Below are 15,246 nucleotides of genomic sequence, written 5' to 3' on the forward strand. Positions count from 1 at the left end.
TTCAACTGGAATTTGGGAGGAATAAGTTGAATCAAATCTTTTGAATCTTCTCCTTCCAACAGCCGGTTGAAGGCATACCGCGTGGCACAGCCATACACGCGCATCAGGTTGTCTAACTCCTCATGTCTCGGTACAAGGGCTTTACAAATACGCGTGACAAACACATGAGTCACCCCCCGAACATCGTTTCTTATCTCTAAGATAACAAACAAATGTTCGAAAGCCTTTTCGATTTGGTAAAAAATGTGTAAAGATACGATTTACAACCAGGATTCACCTCCTTTTCTAGGAATGACAAACAAAATTATGTTACTTTTATACGATATAATACGGTTTTGTACGGTTTATAAAGAACTGTCTACACCTCCCCCACTTGAAGTGGGGGTATTCTCGCCTAATTTATGATAAACGTTTTCATGTATTTCTATTTCTCCCTTCCTATGAGGCTCATAATAATACGAATAATTTTGTTAAACTGCTTAACGTAAGATTCCTTTACTTTTTGCCTCGCCAATCCACAAAGGAAATTCATTCAACAAGCGGTCATATAGTACATCATCACTGATGCTTTCAATATCTTTTATATGGAAAAAATTAGCGTTGTCTATAAATCTGCCTTCCATAGTATCCAGATTTTCCAGAACTTCAAAATTGGCATTACCGATTCCGACAAATTGCCAAAATATCGGTTTATTTGAGGACTCCACAACAGGCTTTTTAATGGTTCTTTTGCATCCTCCATCATTAATGAACACGATAAATGCCGGTTCTGCACTTGGTTCCTCAATAGTGTATTTTTGAATTACATCTTCCATAACTGGCGGCTCATCATTTCTGCCAAATTTATGAATAAGGGAGTTAGATAGAATCGTATTTTCAACATAATTCTCAAAATCCCTTTCAGTTACCGGTTTCAGTCTCGCGAACTCATTATCATAAACCCAAATATCTAGCGCACCGTCATCATCAAATTGACTAGCCACAGCCAGGATTCTTTCTACGACTTTCTGGACGGTTCCGTTTTTATACAGCGTTCTCATAGAACCGGAAATGTCCAGCACCAATCCTACCTTAGCTACGACTCCGGAGAGCTTCTTCTTTTCAAGAACAATATTTACATTTTTCTTCATTAAATTAATTGCACTCATAGCGACACCTCATTCTGTTTGTAATTATGATTTTCTGTACAGGCCAGTTGTTGCAGAAGCGCTGCACCAGCTAATTGCAGTATCTCTTCAGAAGCTAAAATTCCTGATTGTGACGTTCGAATAATATGCTTACTAAGAGTCATACGGTCCAATTCTCCATGTACAGGAGAAAATGCAAAATCTGCTACCTCAAGCATAGGTAAGTCCAACAACGAGTCGCCTGCAGTGGCTACCTTCTTTTTATTTGTCATTTTCTTGATGTATTCAACTGCTTCCCATTTATTTACGGGATTCGGAACGAAATACAACTTCCTTCCCTGTAAGGAGTACGTCCATCCATTTTGCGTCAACCATTCGCCAAATGCTTCCAATTCATCATGAGGAATTCTATCCTGCGCGACAATGGCGTAACAAAACAAATCATCTGCCGTTTTTTGAGTTAAAACCCATTCTTCATGATAAATTTCTTTAAACTTGTTAAGAATGGCCTCTTTAGGCTGACACTCAAAGAGCTTGTTACGGATCTTCTGACTCCACTCCTTATCAACCATCCCTTTATGTAAAATATGCCCTCCGTTGCTAGTCACTGCGTATTCAGGAATAATTTCGTGCTGAAACAAAGAAATACGTCGATACTGTTCTATAGTTCTAGTAGTTACAGGTACAAATAGAACTTGATTGGCTAAATTCTTCAACATGCTGATAGCTTTACGTGTCATGAAGGAAATTTCCTTTCCCTCCAATACTTCAATAAGTTGTACATCCGTTTCTCCCATTTCACACCGAAACGCTTTTTTTGAATAAATGAGCGTTTGATCCAAATCGCTTGCAAACATCATTCTGTGTTTCCTCCCAAAGATTTGATTAGACCGCAACAAGAATAGGACATACGCGGGTAAAGCTCTACAGGTACATTTCTCTCCTTTGCAAGAAGCAAAATATGATGTAAATTCGGATCATCGTAATTGCTAACGAGAACTTTCCACGGCACTCTACGCAACAAAACTCTCGTCGTTTCTCCGACCCCTGGCTTAACTAGATTCATATTTTCAATTCCAAATTCCTTTTGAATGCGTTCCACCTCCTGAAGACCACTCCAAGTTGGTTTGCTAAAAACTGCTCGGAGTAGACCCAGTTCAGTTGAGATTTCATTCTGTACAAGCGGAAATTGTTTCGCAATGGTATTGATGAAATGATTTGAGACGTCTTCTCCCTCAAGTTCCCTATAATACTTTACACCGTGAAAATCGTCAGAGCCTATATACAGTTTGTTTAAAATGGTACGACTCACCAGACCGGAAACAGTGGCATTCAAACATGCGCTTGGAATTAAAAAATCCTCCCGTGTTCCAAAGATTGCGGCACAATGTCCTGGATCTGCTAAAACAGCTATGCAAGCATCTAATTGTTGATTGTATATTTCATTCAACCGCGCAACAGCCTGTTGTAATTCCTTTGTAATTGCCCCTTTTCCAGTCCATCCATCAATGAACTGAATACGTTGGTTTGGATGGTTTTGAAAAATATATTGCATTGCATTCTCGTCGATACCTCTGCCGCGAATAATGGAAACACTGTAATGCGGAAGAGAAAGGCCATGTGTTGCCAATATATAACGTTTGATTAAAATCCCTATTGGCGTACCCGCTCTCGCCAGGGATACCAAAACCGTCTCCGTTCCTTTATTTTCTATAATCTGCTCTGCCACAACTCCGACGGCTACGGCGAGCTTTTTTTTATACATCTCAAGCGAAGAATGAAATAGCTTCATATACTCCTCTGATGGTTTGTATTCCACAGGCAGCATTTCAGAATAATGCGTTCCAGATTGGATCGCTCTTTCGCGTTCCTCCGTTGAGCTTTCCAGCATACTAGAACTTAGATCTTTTAATAGAAATGTAACGTCTTCTTGCAAATAGCTGCCGACAGGCATGAGTGTTGGCAAAGAAGTTGTAAAAGCCATTTTATTCACCTTCACTTTCTTTGTTTTTTCCAAATGACACAACATGAATATGTGAAATGGTCTGACTCAGCCTGTCAATAATGGGGCGAATTTTCGTTTCTGGCAATTCCCTTTCCAGAAACAGAAACACTTCATCGTACATGTCAGGTAACACATTATAAAAATAGTTAGTTATTGTATGGTCTTCTGGACATTCATAAGAAAAGAGTTGCTTAATGACGTAATGGTTTGCTTCACAGCTATAAATTGGACTTCTTGTAGTAGATTGATACGCTACTCCTTCTCCCATTTCCGCCGCTATACGCATAGGCACATACATAAATTCTCCAGTCCCTAAACAAAGAGTCTTCTTGCCTTTTCGTTTTTCCGCTAACAGCTGCCCCGCTTTACTAATGAATGCATCTACTTCTTCTTTTTGATTGCTAGAAAGTCCAAATCTTCCAGTATAAGCAATATATCGACTGCTTGCCGCTCCGTTTTCCATTGGTAAAGCTGTATAAGCAACCATTGGAACAGAAAGCGAATTTATATCCACATGCTCAACTGTCGCATTATGCGAGTGAGTTGGTACTTCATATGCTGCTTCTGTTACAGGCTGTCCTTCCGCTTGGATTGTTCCGGCAACAAGCGACACAGCATGGATAGTAATACCCAATCGACTTTCCATCGCTTTAAACTGTTCCTTCTCTTCCGGCGAACGCCAATCTAAGATAGATACAATAGCGTACTCCTTTCGAGGATATCTGCTTTGAATGGACTCAATAATATTTAGCGTCGTTTTTCCTGTCGTGATTTCATCATCCACCAGAACTACAGGATTCGTATTATTTAAATATTGATCGTCTACGTAGACCCGATGTGACACCGCATGAGAATGTTCTTCTTCAAAAGTAATGACAGGCTCTAATCCATCTACTGCTTCTCTCGTTGTATGGAGAAATGTTGCGTTCTTAAAACAATTAAATACCGAATGCCCCAATGCAGTTGCCGTTTCAGCGAACCCGATGAACAGAGTCTCCCGAGACAGCGTAAAAGAAAAGTCTGTAACCATGCCTAACGTTTGCTCATCGCAAGCACCAGCCTGCATTGCAGCTATAATCTCTTTCTTGAAAGGATGAGATTGCAAGCACACCATTTCCATGTATCTCGCAGAGAGGGCAGCTCCTGTCAGTAGAGACAGACTTGGCTGAACAGGTAAGTGCTTCCCTAACACTTTGCTTACAAATAAAAAGGCTCGCTTTTTATTAATTCGCGCCGCCATGCCAAACAAGTTTTGAAGCCGAATAGCGTACGGATTTATCTGAATCTCTGTCGAAACACGAATCGTATCCAGGATATCAAACGAATATGCGTTCTTCTCTTTTGCTGCTGATGAGATTAATAAAAGATTGTTGTTCATGAAACACTCCATAAATGTTTGACTTGATTAAGATTTTGTTCGCCCAGTTATAGTGCGGTTTTACTTCATTCATTTTATTGGCATACGAGCTTTTCATGACACCATTGAAGCTTTCAGCACTTTCAATTATAGCCTTCGCATCCAGATACTCTTCCTTCGTAACAACCTGTAAAGATTGAACTGTTTTAATATGAGAGGGATGAATAATTGTTTTTCCCACTAAGCCATTTACTTTATCGAGGAGAACTTCTCGAATCAGTCCGTCCTCTAAGCGGTTGGTGATTTCAGTTCGTATCTGTAATCCCGTCTCCTCTGCACCCTGTCGAAAAGGAGTTTGTCTAATCCGCTGCTTCAAAATCTTTGGATTTCCGTTAAAATATTCCCAAACGGCTCCGGAAATCACATATTCATTTTCACTTCTTCCAAAAACGTTTAAAATATCTGCCATACAATCCCTGATGACCGCAATATCATATATAGTAGTCTCGTTGTTCCTGCGAATCCCATACAGTCCGCTAAAATCAGTGCCTCCGATTCTCACATTCAAAACAGAATCATGGTGTTGATCCAGCAATGCTTTTATACCCAATAAGGTCTGCATTCTCGATTCCCGATATATAATTTCAGGAGACTCCAGTATAGGCATACCGTAAAATTTTTGAGAATAGCGATCATTTACATCTTGCAATGTTTGAAAATATAGCTCTCCATTTTCCGGTAAGAACTTTGGCAAAACAAACCCGCTCAATATATATGCAGCACTCCCTAATTCAGCTACTAGTGCAGAAATCTGTAAGGTATTTCGTACTCTAATAAAGATTAATGGGAGGTTACTTCGGCTCAATACACCCGATTCAAGTGCTCTTGCTAAATTCTGTAATTGGGTAATCACATTTAGTTCCGCTTTTTTCACTTCATGATCTCCAATGGAATCTTCTAAACAAAGTACCATTGACGTTAATCCCGCATAACTACCACTTAAATATTTACCAGAAAGTACATCTTTAGAAATGTGTTCTCTCGTCCCCGGTGTGTATAGCAAGGCTCCCAGGGCATATGCTAATATCTTTTTTGGAGTATGTTTTGAAAACTCCATCGGCTGCCGATAAAAAATGTTATGTTTCTCCTGCTCTCCCACATAGTAAAAATGTTTCAATTCTTCATATTCCTCCCCCAACTCAACACGCTGTTTCTAATTATGTACTCGATGGTAAAAAATGTTTGAAAAAACAAGGGAAAGAGCCGTGCTCTCTTCCCTCGTTAGCTGCATTATTTACTAGATTGTATGTCTTTGTTTGAACCCTTTCTAACTGCATGTACGATGAATGTAGCTAAAAAGACCCCTATTAAAATACTGAAGAACAACAATTCTTCTACATGGAAACCAAATGCTGCTCCAATCATTTTGAATCCAATAATTGCAATTAGGACAAAAGCTGTTGTTTCAAATTCAGGAATTTTTTCAATCAATACCAAGAATAACTGAGCTACTCCGCGCATCATCAGTACCCCCAGCATACCGCCTAAGAATAGTACCCAAATTTGATCGGATACACCAAAAGCAGCAATAACACTATCGATACTAAATGCAATGTCTATCATTTCAACAGCCAAAACGGTTCTCCAAAAGCCCATTTTTTTATTTTCGACTTCGTCATCATCGTCATTTTTCTTAATAAAGTGCTGTAGAGATAACCATAAGAGATAAAGACCGCCTGCAATTTTAATCCATGTAATTTTGATTAAGAATACTCCGAGACCAATCGCCAAGAAGCGGAACGCATAAGCTCCTAAGATACCGTAAAACAAGGCCTTTTTCCGCTGCTTCTCCGGCAAATGCTTCACCATTACCGCTAATACAAGAGCGTTGTCAGCTGAAAGTAACCCTTCCAAAATGATTAAGCTGCCGATTACGCCCCAGCTTGCAGGATCTGTAAGTACTTGTTGAATAGCTTCTAACGAAAAGAAAGAAATGTAGCTATCAATTAACTTCTGAAAAAAATCTGTCATAAAAAGTCATTTCTCCTTTTGTTTTGAACACAGGTTATTTTGAACCCTCAACCCAGTTCATATTCCAGCCGAAAGCTCTGTCCATTTCTTTATGCCCGCTAAAATATTGGACTAATTTTCTCACTTTAAAGGTTTCATCGCTTACGTTTTCCAGCATAGCGATGGCACACATACCTAATCCATTCCGGTGCTCATCCATTTTCACTACAATATCAGGACCATTCTGTTGTTTAATTGTCACTACACCATCTACTTGAGACCAATTCGCCGCTCCTTCGTATATGTAAGCAAAAATTAAAATACGCTTCAAATCACGAACCTTATTGCCATTGATGCGAAGATTTTCTCCATTTTGAGAAGCGCCTGTGCGATCATCTTGATCCAAGTGAATATAAGGTATGCTCTCATAAGAACCAAACGTATTGCCTAACGCTTGTACAACTCCTTTTCGCCCTGCTTTAAATTCAAATAAGCAACCTAAATCAAGGTCAACTCCTCGCTGAGATGTACCAAACACAGTAGCAAAAAATCCGCCTGATTGCTGGTTGCTTTGCTGATTCCAATTTAAATTTACAGCAATTTCACCAAGAGGTTTGGATGTTTTGTTAAGATTAATAGCGTCTCCCGATTTTTTTAACTCAATCTTGGAAAGATTGATCGAAGCAGAATTATTAGAATCTAATACCGGCTGTTGTGGCGCCTTCTTCTCGAAGAACATTGGAGGTAAGTGAGATAATCCGTAGCTTTCAGCCAAGGCAATCAAGCCTCCTTCCAGTCCTCTTCCAACAGCACCAAACTTCCATTCGCCTTTATAGCGATATATTTCTCCAAGAACAACAGCTGTTTCAACAGAAAACTCCTTACCTAACTCATAGCGACATATTTCTTGTTTCGTTATCTTATTGCTTATACGCACGAAAGCACGGTTTATTTGCCCAAATGTTTGCTGTCTCTTCGTTGCTTCATGAATAGTAACAGCCAACACAATTCGCTCAATTTGAGGAGGGATTTTTGAAAGATGAATCATAATCTCTTCATCATCACCTTCTCCTACACCAGTACGGTTGTCCTTAGATAAAATAACACCGCCTTGAGAAGCTGTTAAATTGTTGTAATAAACAAGATTTCGCTGAGAAACGATTCTGCCCGTTGTGTCAAGCAACAAAGCGGATGCATCCAAGTCAAAATCATGGGACAAACTTGGATTTACATCCCATCCAAGTCCCACTTTAATAGTTGTTAAAGAAGGAGACTGTTTGGTCAAGTCTACCTTTTGTCCTTTTACGAGAGCAATCAATGATAGCCCCTCCTTTAATAGAGGGTGCTTTATCTAAAGCACCCTTTTGTATGATTTACATTCTATTAAACTTGCAGACCATAGTTACGGCATAAGTCGGCTAATCCCCCAGAAAACCCGCTGCCAATTGCATTAAATTTCCAGTCACCACCGTGTTTATACAATTCACAAACTACGATTGCCGTTTCAATAGAGAAATCTTCTCCCAGATCATAACGAAGAACTTCTTGATTCGTTTCAGCGTTAATCACACGAACAAATGCATTGGATACTTGTCCAAAGTTTTGGCTGCGTGCATCCGCATCGTGAATTGTGACAGTAATTCCGATTTTTTCCACATGAGATGGCATTAACGAGAAATCAACTATAATTTGCTCATCATCCCCTTCTCCTTCTCCAGTACGGTTGTCACCTGTATGTTCTACAGCCCCATTCGAGCTTTTTAAATTGTTGTAGAAGATGAAATCACTATCATTCAATACTCTACCATTTGCATCTGTCAAAAACGCAGAAGCATCTAGGTCAAAGTCATGACCGCCGTTGTATTTGTTTGTATCCCATCCAAGTCCAATAACTACTTTCGTCAATCCGGGATTTGTTTTTGTTAAATCAATTCGTTGACCTTTTGATAAAGAAATAGACATATATACTGTGCTCCTTTTTTATATAAATTTAATAATTTATAAACGAATTTGTGAGCCTATATACAAGTGAATAAAAAAACGTTGATAGTGGGGAGAGATCATCCGGCGACGTGCAGAAGCGGTCAAACCTTTGTAGTGGTTCATGCAAAGGTAAACCAGAGAGAAGAAGCATACCATACTCCCTTTTCGTTGCACATAGCACATGGACATGTCGAAATTATAATTCACTCATATATACTTTATTAAGCGTTTAAACCATAATCGTTTACAAGAGAAGATAAACCGCCTTGGTAACCGCTGCCGATTGCGTTGAATTTCCATTCGCTATTGTGACGGTATAACTCACCTACAACCACAGCTGTTTCAATAGAGAAATCTTCTCCTAAATCGTAACGAATAAGCTCTTCTCCGTTTGCCTCGTTTAAAATACGAACATAGGAGTTGCTGACTTGTCCAAAGTTTTGGCTGCGAGTTTCCGCGTCATGAATTGTAATCGTAAATGCGATTTTTTCAATATTGGCAGGAACGTGCGGAAGATTGATTTTGATTTGCTCATCGTCACCTTCACCTACTCCCGTACGGTTGTCACCTGTATGTACAACTGAACCATTTGCGCCAGTCGCGTTGTTATAGAAAATGAAATCAGTTTCGGAAGCGCATTTGCCGGCACCGTTTAAAAGAAAGACAGAAGAATCTAAATCAAAATCATGTCCGCCGTCATATTTGTTAACATCCCATCCAAGGCCAACAATGATGTTAGTTAAACCTGGATTTGTTTTTGTTAAATCTACTTTTTGACCTTTTGATAAATTAATAGCCATGCTTAATCCCTCACTTTTTTGTTTTGGTTTTAAATCTTATATAATCAGAAATAACGGTTTGCGATTTCACTAATAGAAGTATCTTTTGTTCCCTGTCCAACCGCTGAAAATTTCCACTCCCCATTGTGTCTATAAATTTCACCCGGGAATAGAGCCGTTAATCCTGGCATCACAATCTATATCACTACTACCAAAACTAAAAAAACCACCTTTTTTTACGGCATCCCCCCCTAAACCGACCATAATAGAAGAAAGTCCTGCTCTTCCTTTGGTTAAGTCAATCTTTTGCCCCTTTTGTAAGCTTATAGCCATGCTTTCACACTCCCTCGCATCAATTTAACGTGATATACTGAAATTTTAACATGTTATAGCTTAATCCCCAATACATTTTACATTTTAATACAATTACTTTACCTTAATATAATAATATTAATTAAAACTTTACATTTTATAAAAAATATTGACAATATATTATTTAATTTTGGTTTTTTCTCATTATATACAAGTGAATAAAAAAACGTTGATAGTGAGGAGAGATCATCCGGCGACTTGCAGAAGCGGTCAAACCTTTGTAGTGGTTCATGCAAGGGTAAACCAGAGAGAGGAAGCGAGTGCAGGCTTTGGTTCTGTATAGCAGCGGTTCATATGTCGAAATTATAAATCATTTATATATAGAAACGATCGGGCATATGCTGCCGGGCTTCCATCAATAGACGGACGGGAAAAACGATCAGCGCAAAGCATACTTTAAACAAATTTGCGGGTCCGATACTGTTCAAGTTTCTTTGCCGTCGTCTCCAGATGCAGCGGAACTATTTTTAGGTCAGCTGTTTGCTTTAAGCCGAAATCGCCTGAGAGCGGACCGGATTACAGATATATTCTAGTACTGTTAAGATGAAAATCGCTTTCGTTTTTAGAGATGATTTTCATCCTTTCTTTCACATAAAGACGTCGTTAAGAAAGATGATCTTTAGGAGAAATATCTTTTCTGCCGTTGTCCTTGAGGATTTCTTTTACCTCTCCTTCATCCCCTTTCGCATTGATTACTTCCACAAGTTTAATCAAATCTTCTACTTCATTTTGTTCCTCTTCACGTTTCATTTTTTCCTCCTTCTGCATTTTCTCTTAGCTTTCCCGTCATTCCTAACAGCATTCCTCTCGACTGCAACTTCATTATTTCAGAATAAGATATTGCATTCTTATAATTCACACGCTATAATTACCCTTGACTTTATCAAAATCCAATATCAAAAAATCCTCATCAATCCGATGAGGTAGAGGTCGCGGCTTTTATGAGTATGACGGATGAGACACAGAGAATGTCTTTGACTCCGCCAAGAAAGGAAAAGCTGCCGAAGTTCGTGTTTATCTCTGAGAACATGGGCTGGGGCTGTATCCGAACAGGAACAGAACTGTCACGCTTACGAATAACCAGGGAGTGTGATGCGCTATCTTACGGAAGGCATGATGCGGGTAGTATATAACTGTCGCCAGGTCTTTGGGCGGCTTTTTTTATTCCCCACTCCTTCCAAAATTCTGAACAAGGGAGTGTTTTTTTATGGAAAGCACAGCAAAAAATAACACTGCAAGTACTACGTCATCTCAACCTTCAAACGAATTGAAGCGCGGATTGAAATCCCGTCATTTAACGATGATTTCACTCGGCGGCACAATCGGAACAGGCTTATTTTTAGCAAGCGGCAATTCCATTCATACAGCTGGGCCCGGCGGGGCTTTATTGTCTTATGTAGCAATTGGTATCATGGTTTATTTCTTAATGACAAGCCTCGCGGAAATGGCAACGTATATGCCGGTTACAGGTTCTTTTAGCACGTATGCGACAAAATTCGTAGATCCATCTTTAGGATTTGCGCTAGGCTGGAATTATTGGTACAACTGGGCGATTACGATTGCGGCGGAATTGGCTGCCGTGACGATGATTATGAAGTTTTGGTTCCCGAATACGCCTTCCATCATTTGGAGTGCTGTGTTTTTGGTAATTATGTTTCTTTTAAACTATTTATCTGTTAAAGGTTTTGGTGAAGCAGAATATTGGTTTTCAATGATTAAGGTCATTACTGTTATTGTATTTTTGATTGTCGGCACGCTTATGATTTTTGGTATTATGGGCGGCGAGGCGGTCGGTTTCAAAAACTTCACAATCGGCGACGGTCCGTTCCACGGCGGATTCATGACGACTCTCGGTGTATTTATGGCTGCCGGGTTCTCTTTCCAAGGTACGGAGCTTTTAGGCGTGGCTGCCGGTGAAACGGAAGATCCGCGCCGCAGCATTCCGCGTGCGATCCGCAGCGTGTTCTGGCGTATTCTGTTGTTTTATGTGTTAGCAATCTTTGTCATCAGCTTACTCATTCCTTATACGAATGAAAATCTTGCGAACAGCGATGTAACGGTAAGTCCATTCACGTTAGTGTTCGATAAAGCAGGTATCGCTTTTGCGGCTTCTGTGATGAACGCGATTATTTTAACAGCGGTATTATCCGCAGGAAACTCCGGCATGTACGCTTCCGCTCGTATGCTTTGGGATATGGCGCGCGAGGGAAAAGCGCCGAAATTCTTGGCTAAGCTTGATAAACGCGGCGTGCCTGTGAATGCGTTGATTGTAACTGCTGCTATTGGTGCAGTTGCATTCCTAGCTTCTTTATTCGGCGATGGCGTTGTGTATACATGGCTCCTGAATGCTTCCGGTATGTCCGGCTTTATCGCTTGGCTCGGCATTGCTATCAGCCACTATCGATTCCGTAAAGCATATATCGCCCAAGGACTCGATGTAAAGGATTTGCCGTATCAAGCGAAATGGTTCCCGTTCGGCCCTTTATTCGCCTTTGTACTTTGCTCTGTCGTGATTCTTGGACAAAACTACACGGCATTTACAGGCGGCTCTATCGACTGGAACGGTGTGCTCGTATCTTACATCGGTCTTCCGATTTTCCTTGTGGTATGGCTCGGCTATAAATTTAAGCATAAAACAAAGGTTGTTCCTTTAAATCAATGTGAATTTGAATAATACATGAAAAAACCACTTCTTCTGAAGTGGTTTTTTCTTACTATGAAACTTGTAAAAGAAATTGCTTTTTCTTTTCATTGTATCTAAAGTAAAAAATAAGATGAATTTTCACTCGGAAAGGAGACTGTGTATGTCTTACGTAAATCAACCCGACGGCATATTTCCGTCTGTCTGTTCTTTAGATTGCCCCGATCAGTGCGGCTTGCTTGTGCATAAAAAGGACGGCAAAATCGTCAAGGTGGAAGGCGATCCGAATCATCCGGTCACACAAGGGAACATTTGCAATAAAGTCCGGCATATGGCAGAGCGTATATACGATTCAAAACGGTTGCAGTATCCGATGAAGCGCGTCGGCGCAAAAGGCGAAGGAAAGTTTGAGCGCATCACTTGGGAGGAAGCGATTGCAACAATTGCTTCGCACTGGAAAGAGCTCATTGCATCTGAAGGGCCGGAAAGCATTCTTCCTTACAGCTTCTACGGCAATATGGGGATTTTGAGCGCTGAAGGGATGGACCGCCGCTTTTTCCACCGTCTCGGCGCAAGCAGATTGAACCGGGCAATTTGCAATGCGGCCGGTTCGCAAGGCTACAAGTATACGATGGGCGACAGCTTCGGCACGGACCCCGAAGATACAGTGCACACGAAGCTGTTCATTTTTTGGGGCGTCAATGCAGTGAGTACGAATATGCATCAAATCGCGCTTGCGCAAAAGGCCCGTAAAAATGGGGCTAAGGTGATTGTAATTGATGTTCATAAAAATCAAACCGGCCGCTTCGCGGATTGGTTTATCCCGATTCTCCCGGGTACGGATGCGGCACTTGCGCTTGGGATGATGCATATTTTGTTTGCTGAAAATATGACGGATGCTGCATTTCTTGAACAATACACAGTAGGTCATAAGGAGCTGCAGGAGCACGTCAAGCAGTATGATCCTCATACGGTTTCTGCGATTACGGGCGTACCTGTGGAAGATTTGTACCGCTTGGCAAGAATGTACGTTGAGACGTCCCCTTCTCTCATTCGCATCGGAAATGGACTGCAGCACCATGATAACGGCGGCATGACCGTACGGACAATTTCTTGCCTTCCTGCGCTTACGGGACAATGGCTTGTAAAAGGCGGCGGTGCAATAAAAGGAAACTCTGGCTTTTTAGCGACTAATACGACAGCGGTGCAACGGCCGGACTTACTGGAAAATAAAAAAACGCGTGTCATTAATATGAATTTGCTTGGAAACGCGTTGCTGGAGTTGGATCCGCCTGTTCGTTCTTTGTATGTGTATAACTGCAATCCCGCGATTGTGGCGCCGGAGGCAAACAAAGTGCGGCAAGGGCTCTCTCGTGAAAACTTGTTCACCGTGGTTCACGACTTATTTCTGACAGAAACGGCTCTGTACGCAGACCTTGTTCTCCCTGCAACTTCCGCCTTTGAAAACACGGATTTGTACACTTCTTACTGGCATCATTATATACAAATCCAAAATCCGATCATTGAACGCTGCGGAGAAAGCAAATCGAACATGGAGATTTTCTGTTTGCTGGCACAAGCAATGGGATTCGATAACGAAGCGTTTGTGGATACGGAAGAAGCGATAATTCGTCAGGCTTTAGATAACCCTGATAACCCATATATAAAAGATATTACGTATGAAGCGCTTGCTGAAAAACAATATGTAAAAGCGAACCGGACTGTGATTTTTCCAGAAACACTCTCTACCCCGAGCGGGAAAATCGAACTGTATTCCCAGTTGATGGAGGATGACGGCTATGCGCCGCTTCCTGCATATATACCGCTCCCGAAAGAGTCCGAATTGCCGTTTTTATTCGTACCGGGACCGAACCATAACTTTTTGAATTCGACTTTTTCCAATAATGAAAAACATACGCAAATGGAAAAAGAGCCGCGTCTTCACATGAACAGTGCCGATGCTTCGCAAGCAGGCATTGAAGACGGAGACGTTGTGCACATTTGGAACGAGCGCGGCGCGTGCGAACTTAAAGTATCGGTTGGAGAAAACGTGCTGCCCGGCGTACTCGTAAGCCAAGGACTTTGGGCTGATCTGCCGGGAACGAAATATACAGTGAATGCTCTGACGCCGGACCGGATTGCGGATATGGGCGAAGGCGCGGTGTTCTTTTCCGGGCGTGTTGATTTGAAAAAAGTTCATGAAGTTAGCTTTAGATAAATGAGTTTTAGACATGTAAAACAGAAAGCGGGCACATATGTAATCGGATATGGGCCCGCTTTTTTATGTCATAAAAATACTCATACTCATTTAAATCACCCCAAACTTTCCCCATTATTTTGAAGGATAATTCCTTGCAAAAGCTGAATAAGAACATGTAAGTTTCCTATGAGATGGAAAAAGATAATGTGAACTGAGAGGAACAATTTTCATGAAACTTGACGGAAAAGAAATTTATATACGTTTTACAGAAGAAGCGGATGCAGAGGACGTATTGCGTCTTCAAAACAATAACCGGAATTTTTTTCAACTGTATTCACCTAAAAAAGAAGAATCCTTTTATACGTTGGAGACTCAATTAAAATCTATTCAAGAGGCAATTGAGAAAAGGAAGAATGATCAATTCTATTCATTCGCTATGTTTCATAAAGCTACAAATGAATTAATTGGACTTGTTACTTTCATGGATATTTTACGAGGAGCGCTGCAAAGCTGCTTCATCGGCTATTTTTTAGATCAGAAGCATAATGGGAAGGGCTATATGACCGAAGCAGTGAAATTGGTCGTGCAGTATGGGTTTGAGCATCTATCTCTCCATCGAATCGAAGCAGGCGTTATGCCCCATAATATCGGCTCGATCCGCGTTCTTGAAAAAGCCGGTTTTGAAAAAGAGGGTATTGCCAGAAAAAACGTAAAGATTAACGGAAAATGGGAAGATCATCAAGTATTGGCCATCATAAATGAAAACATGTAA

Annotated in this window: 14 protein-coding genes, 1 pseudogene and 1 riboswitch; of the genes and pseudogenes, 3 read left to right on the forward strand and 12 right to left on the reverse strand. The window is 40.8% G+C overall.

Annotated features, from left to right (window positions below):
- Positions 1-479: 479 nt before the first annotated feature.
- The 12 genes and pseudogenes from H540_RS0102720 to H540_RS33960 form a co-directional block, all read right to left on the reverse strand.
- Positions 480-1,148, reverse strand: coding sequence for a vWA domain-containing protein (locus H540_RS0102720; protein WP_028399308.1), 669 nt, complete (start codon positions 1,146-1,148; stop codon positions 480-482).
- Complete coding sequence (locus H540_RS28820) at positions 1,145-1,987, reverse strand: HAD family hydrolase (RefSeq protein WP_051316967.1); 843 nt, start codon at positions 1,985-1,987, stop codon at positions 1,145-1,147. Before H540_RS28820 ends, H540_RS0102720 begins: the two co-directional genes overlap by 4 nt.
- Positions 1,984-3,111: a cysteine protease StiP family protein gene (locus H540_RS0102730; protein ID WP_425388067.1), complete on the reverse strand. Its 1,128-nt coding sequence runs from the start codon at positions 3,109-3,111 to the stop codon at positions 1,984-1,986. The genes H540_RS28820 and H540_RS0102730 overlap by 4 nt, the downstream gene beginning before the upstream one ends.
- A 1-nt stretch (position 3,112) precedes the next feature.
- Positions 3,113-4,510 carry a phosphoribosyltransferase family protein gene (locus H540_RS0102735; RefSeq protein WP_028399310.1) on the reverse strand — a complete coding sequence of 466 codons (1,398 nt, stop codon included), beginning with the start codon at positions 4,508-4,510 and terminating at the stop codon, positions 3,113-3,115.
- Entirely contained in the window at positions 4,449-5,666 is a 1,218-nt protein-coding gene (locus H540_RS0102740) for an HpcH/HpaI aldolase/citrate lyase family protein (protein ID WP_028399311.1), read from the reverse strand. Before H540_RS0102740 ends, H540_RS0102735 begins: the two co-directional genes overlap by 62 nt.
- A 113-nt stretch (positions 5,667-5,779) precedes the next feature.
- A complete protein-coding gene (locus tag H540_RS0102745; protein ID WP_028399312.1) occupies positions 5,780-6,520 on the reverse strand; it encodes a TerC family protein in 741 nt (246 codons plus the stop codon).
- 34 nt (positions 6,521-6,554) lie between these two features.
- Positions 6,555-7,817 carry a TerD family protein gene (locus H540_RS0102750; protein WP_028399313.1) on the reverse strand — a complete coding sequence of 421 codons (1,263 nt, stop codon included), beginning with the start codon at positions 7,815-7,817 and terminating at the stop codon, positions 6,555-6,557.
- A gap of 65 nt (positions 7,818-7,882) precedes the next feature.
- On the reverse strand, positions 7,883-8,461 hold the full coding sequence (locus tag H540_RS0102755; RefSeq protein WP_028399314.1) for a TerD family protein: 579 nt from the start codon (positions 8,459-8,461) through the stop codon (positions 7,883-7,885).
- A gap of 242 nt (positions 8,462-8,703) precedes the next feature.
- A complete protein-coding gene (locus H540_RS0102760) occupies positions 8,704-9,282 on the reverse strand; it encodes a TerD family protein (RefSeq protein WP_028399315.1) in 579 nt (192 codons plus the stop codon).
- 44 nt (positions 9,283-9,326) lie between these two features.
- Positions 9,327-9,452 (reverse strand): TerD family protein, encoded by a 126-nt coding sequence (locus tag H540_RS35440; protein WP_425388074.1) that lies wholly within the window; start codon positions 9,450-9,452, stop codon positions 9,327-9,329.
- Positions 9,442-9,594: pseudogene (locus H540_RS35445) on the reverse strand (TerD family protein); the annotation flags it as partial. The gene H540_RS35440 and the pseudogene H540_RS35445, both read right to left, overlap by 11 nt.
- A gap of 642 nt (positions 9,595-10,236) precedes the next feature.
- Complete coding sequence (locus H540_RS33960) at positions 10,237-10,383, reverse strand: hypothetical protein (protein WP_169729562.1); 147 nt, start codon at positions 10,381-10,383, stop codon at positions 10,237-10,239.
- Between the two features lie 166 nt (positions 10,384-10,549).
- A riboswitch (Lysine riboswitch) is annotated at positions 10,550-10,741 on the forward strand.
- 99 nt (positions 10,742-10,840) lie between these two features.
- Between H540_RS33960 and H540_RS0102780 the strand changes: the two genes are divergently transcribed.
- The 3 genes from H540_RS0102780 to H540_RS0102790 all read left to right on the forward strand — a co-directional run bounded on the left by H540_RS0102780 (position 10,841) and on the right by H540_RS0102790 (position 15,246).
- The gene (locus H540_RS0102780; RefSeq protein WP_028399316.1) at positions 10,841-12,307 is read left to right on the forward strand and encodes an amino acid permease; all 1,467 of its coding nucleotides are present in this window, start codon (positions 10,841-10,843) and stop codon (positions 12,305-12,307) included.
- Positions 12,308-12,437: 130 nt separating this feature from the next.
- Entirely contained in the window at positions 12,438-14,492 is a 2,055-nt protein-coding gene (locus tag H540_RS0102785) for a molybdopterin oxidoreductase family protein (protein ID WP_028399317.1), read from the forward strand.
- A 211-nt stretch (positions 14,493-14,703) separates the two neighbouring features.
- On the forward strand, positions 14,704-15,246 hold the full coding sequence (locus H540_RS0102790; protein ID WP_028399318.1) for a GNAT family N-acetyltransferase: 543 nt from the start codon (positions 14,704-14,706) through the stop codon (positions 15,244-15,246).

This window comes from Ectobacillus panaciterrae DSM 19096, from assembly GCF_000430785.1.
In the GTDB taxonomy this organism is placed as follows: Bacteria; Bacillota; Bacilli; order Bacillales; family Bacillaceae_G; genus Ectobacillus; species Ectobacillus panaciterrae.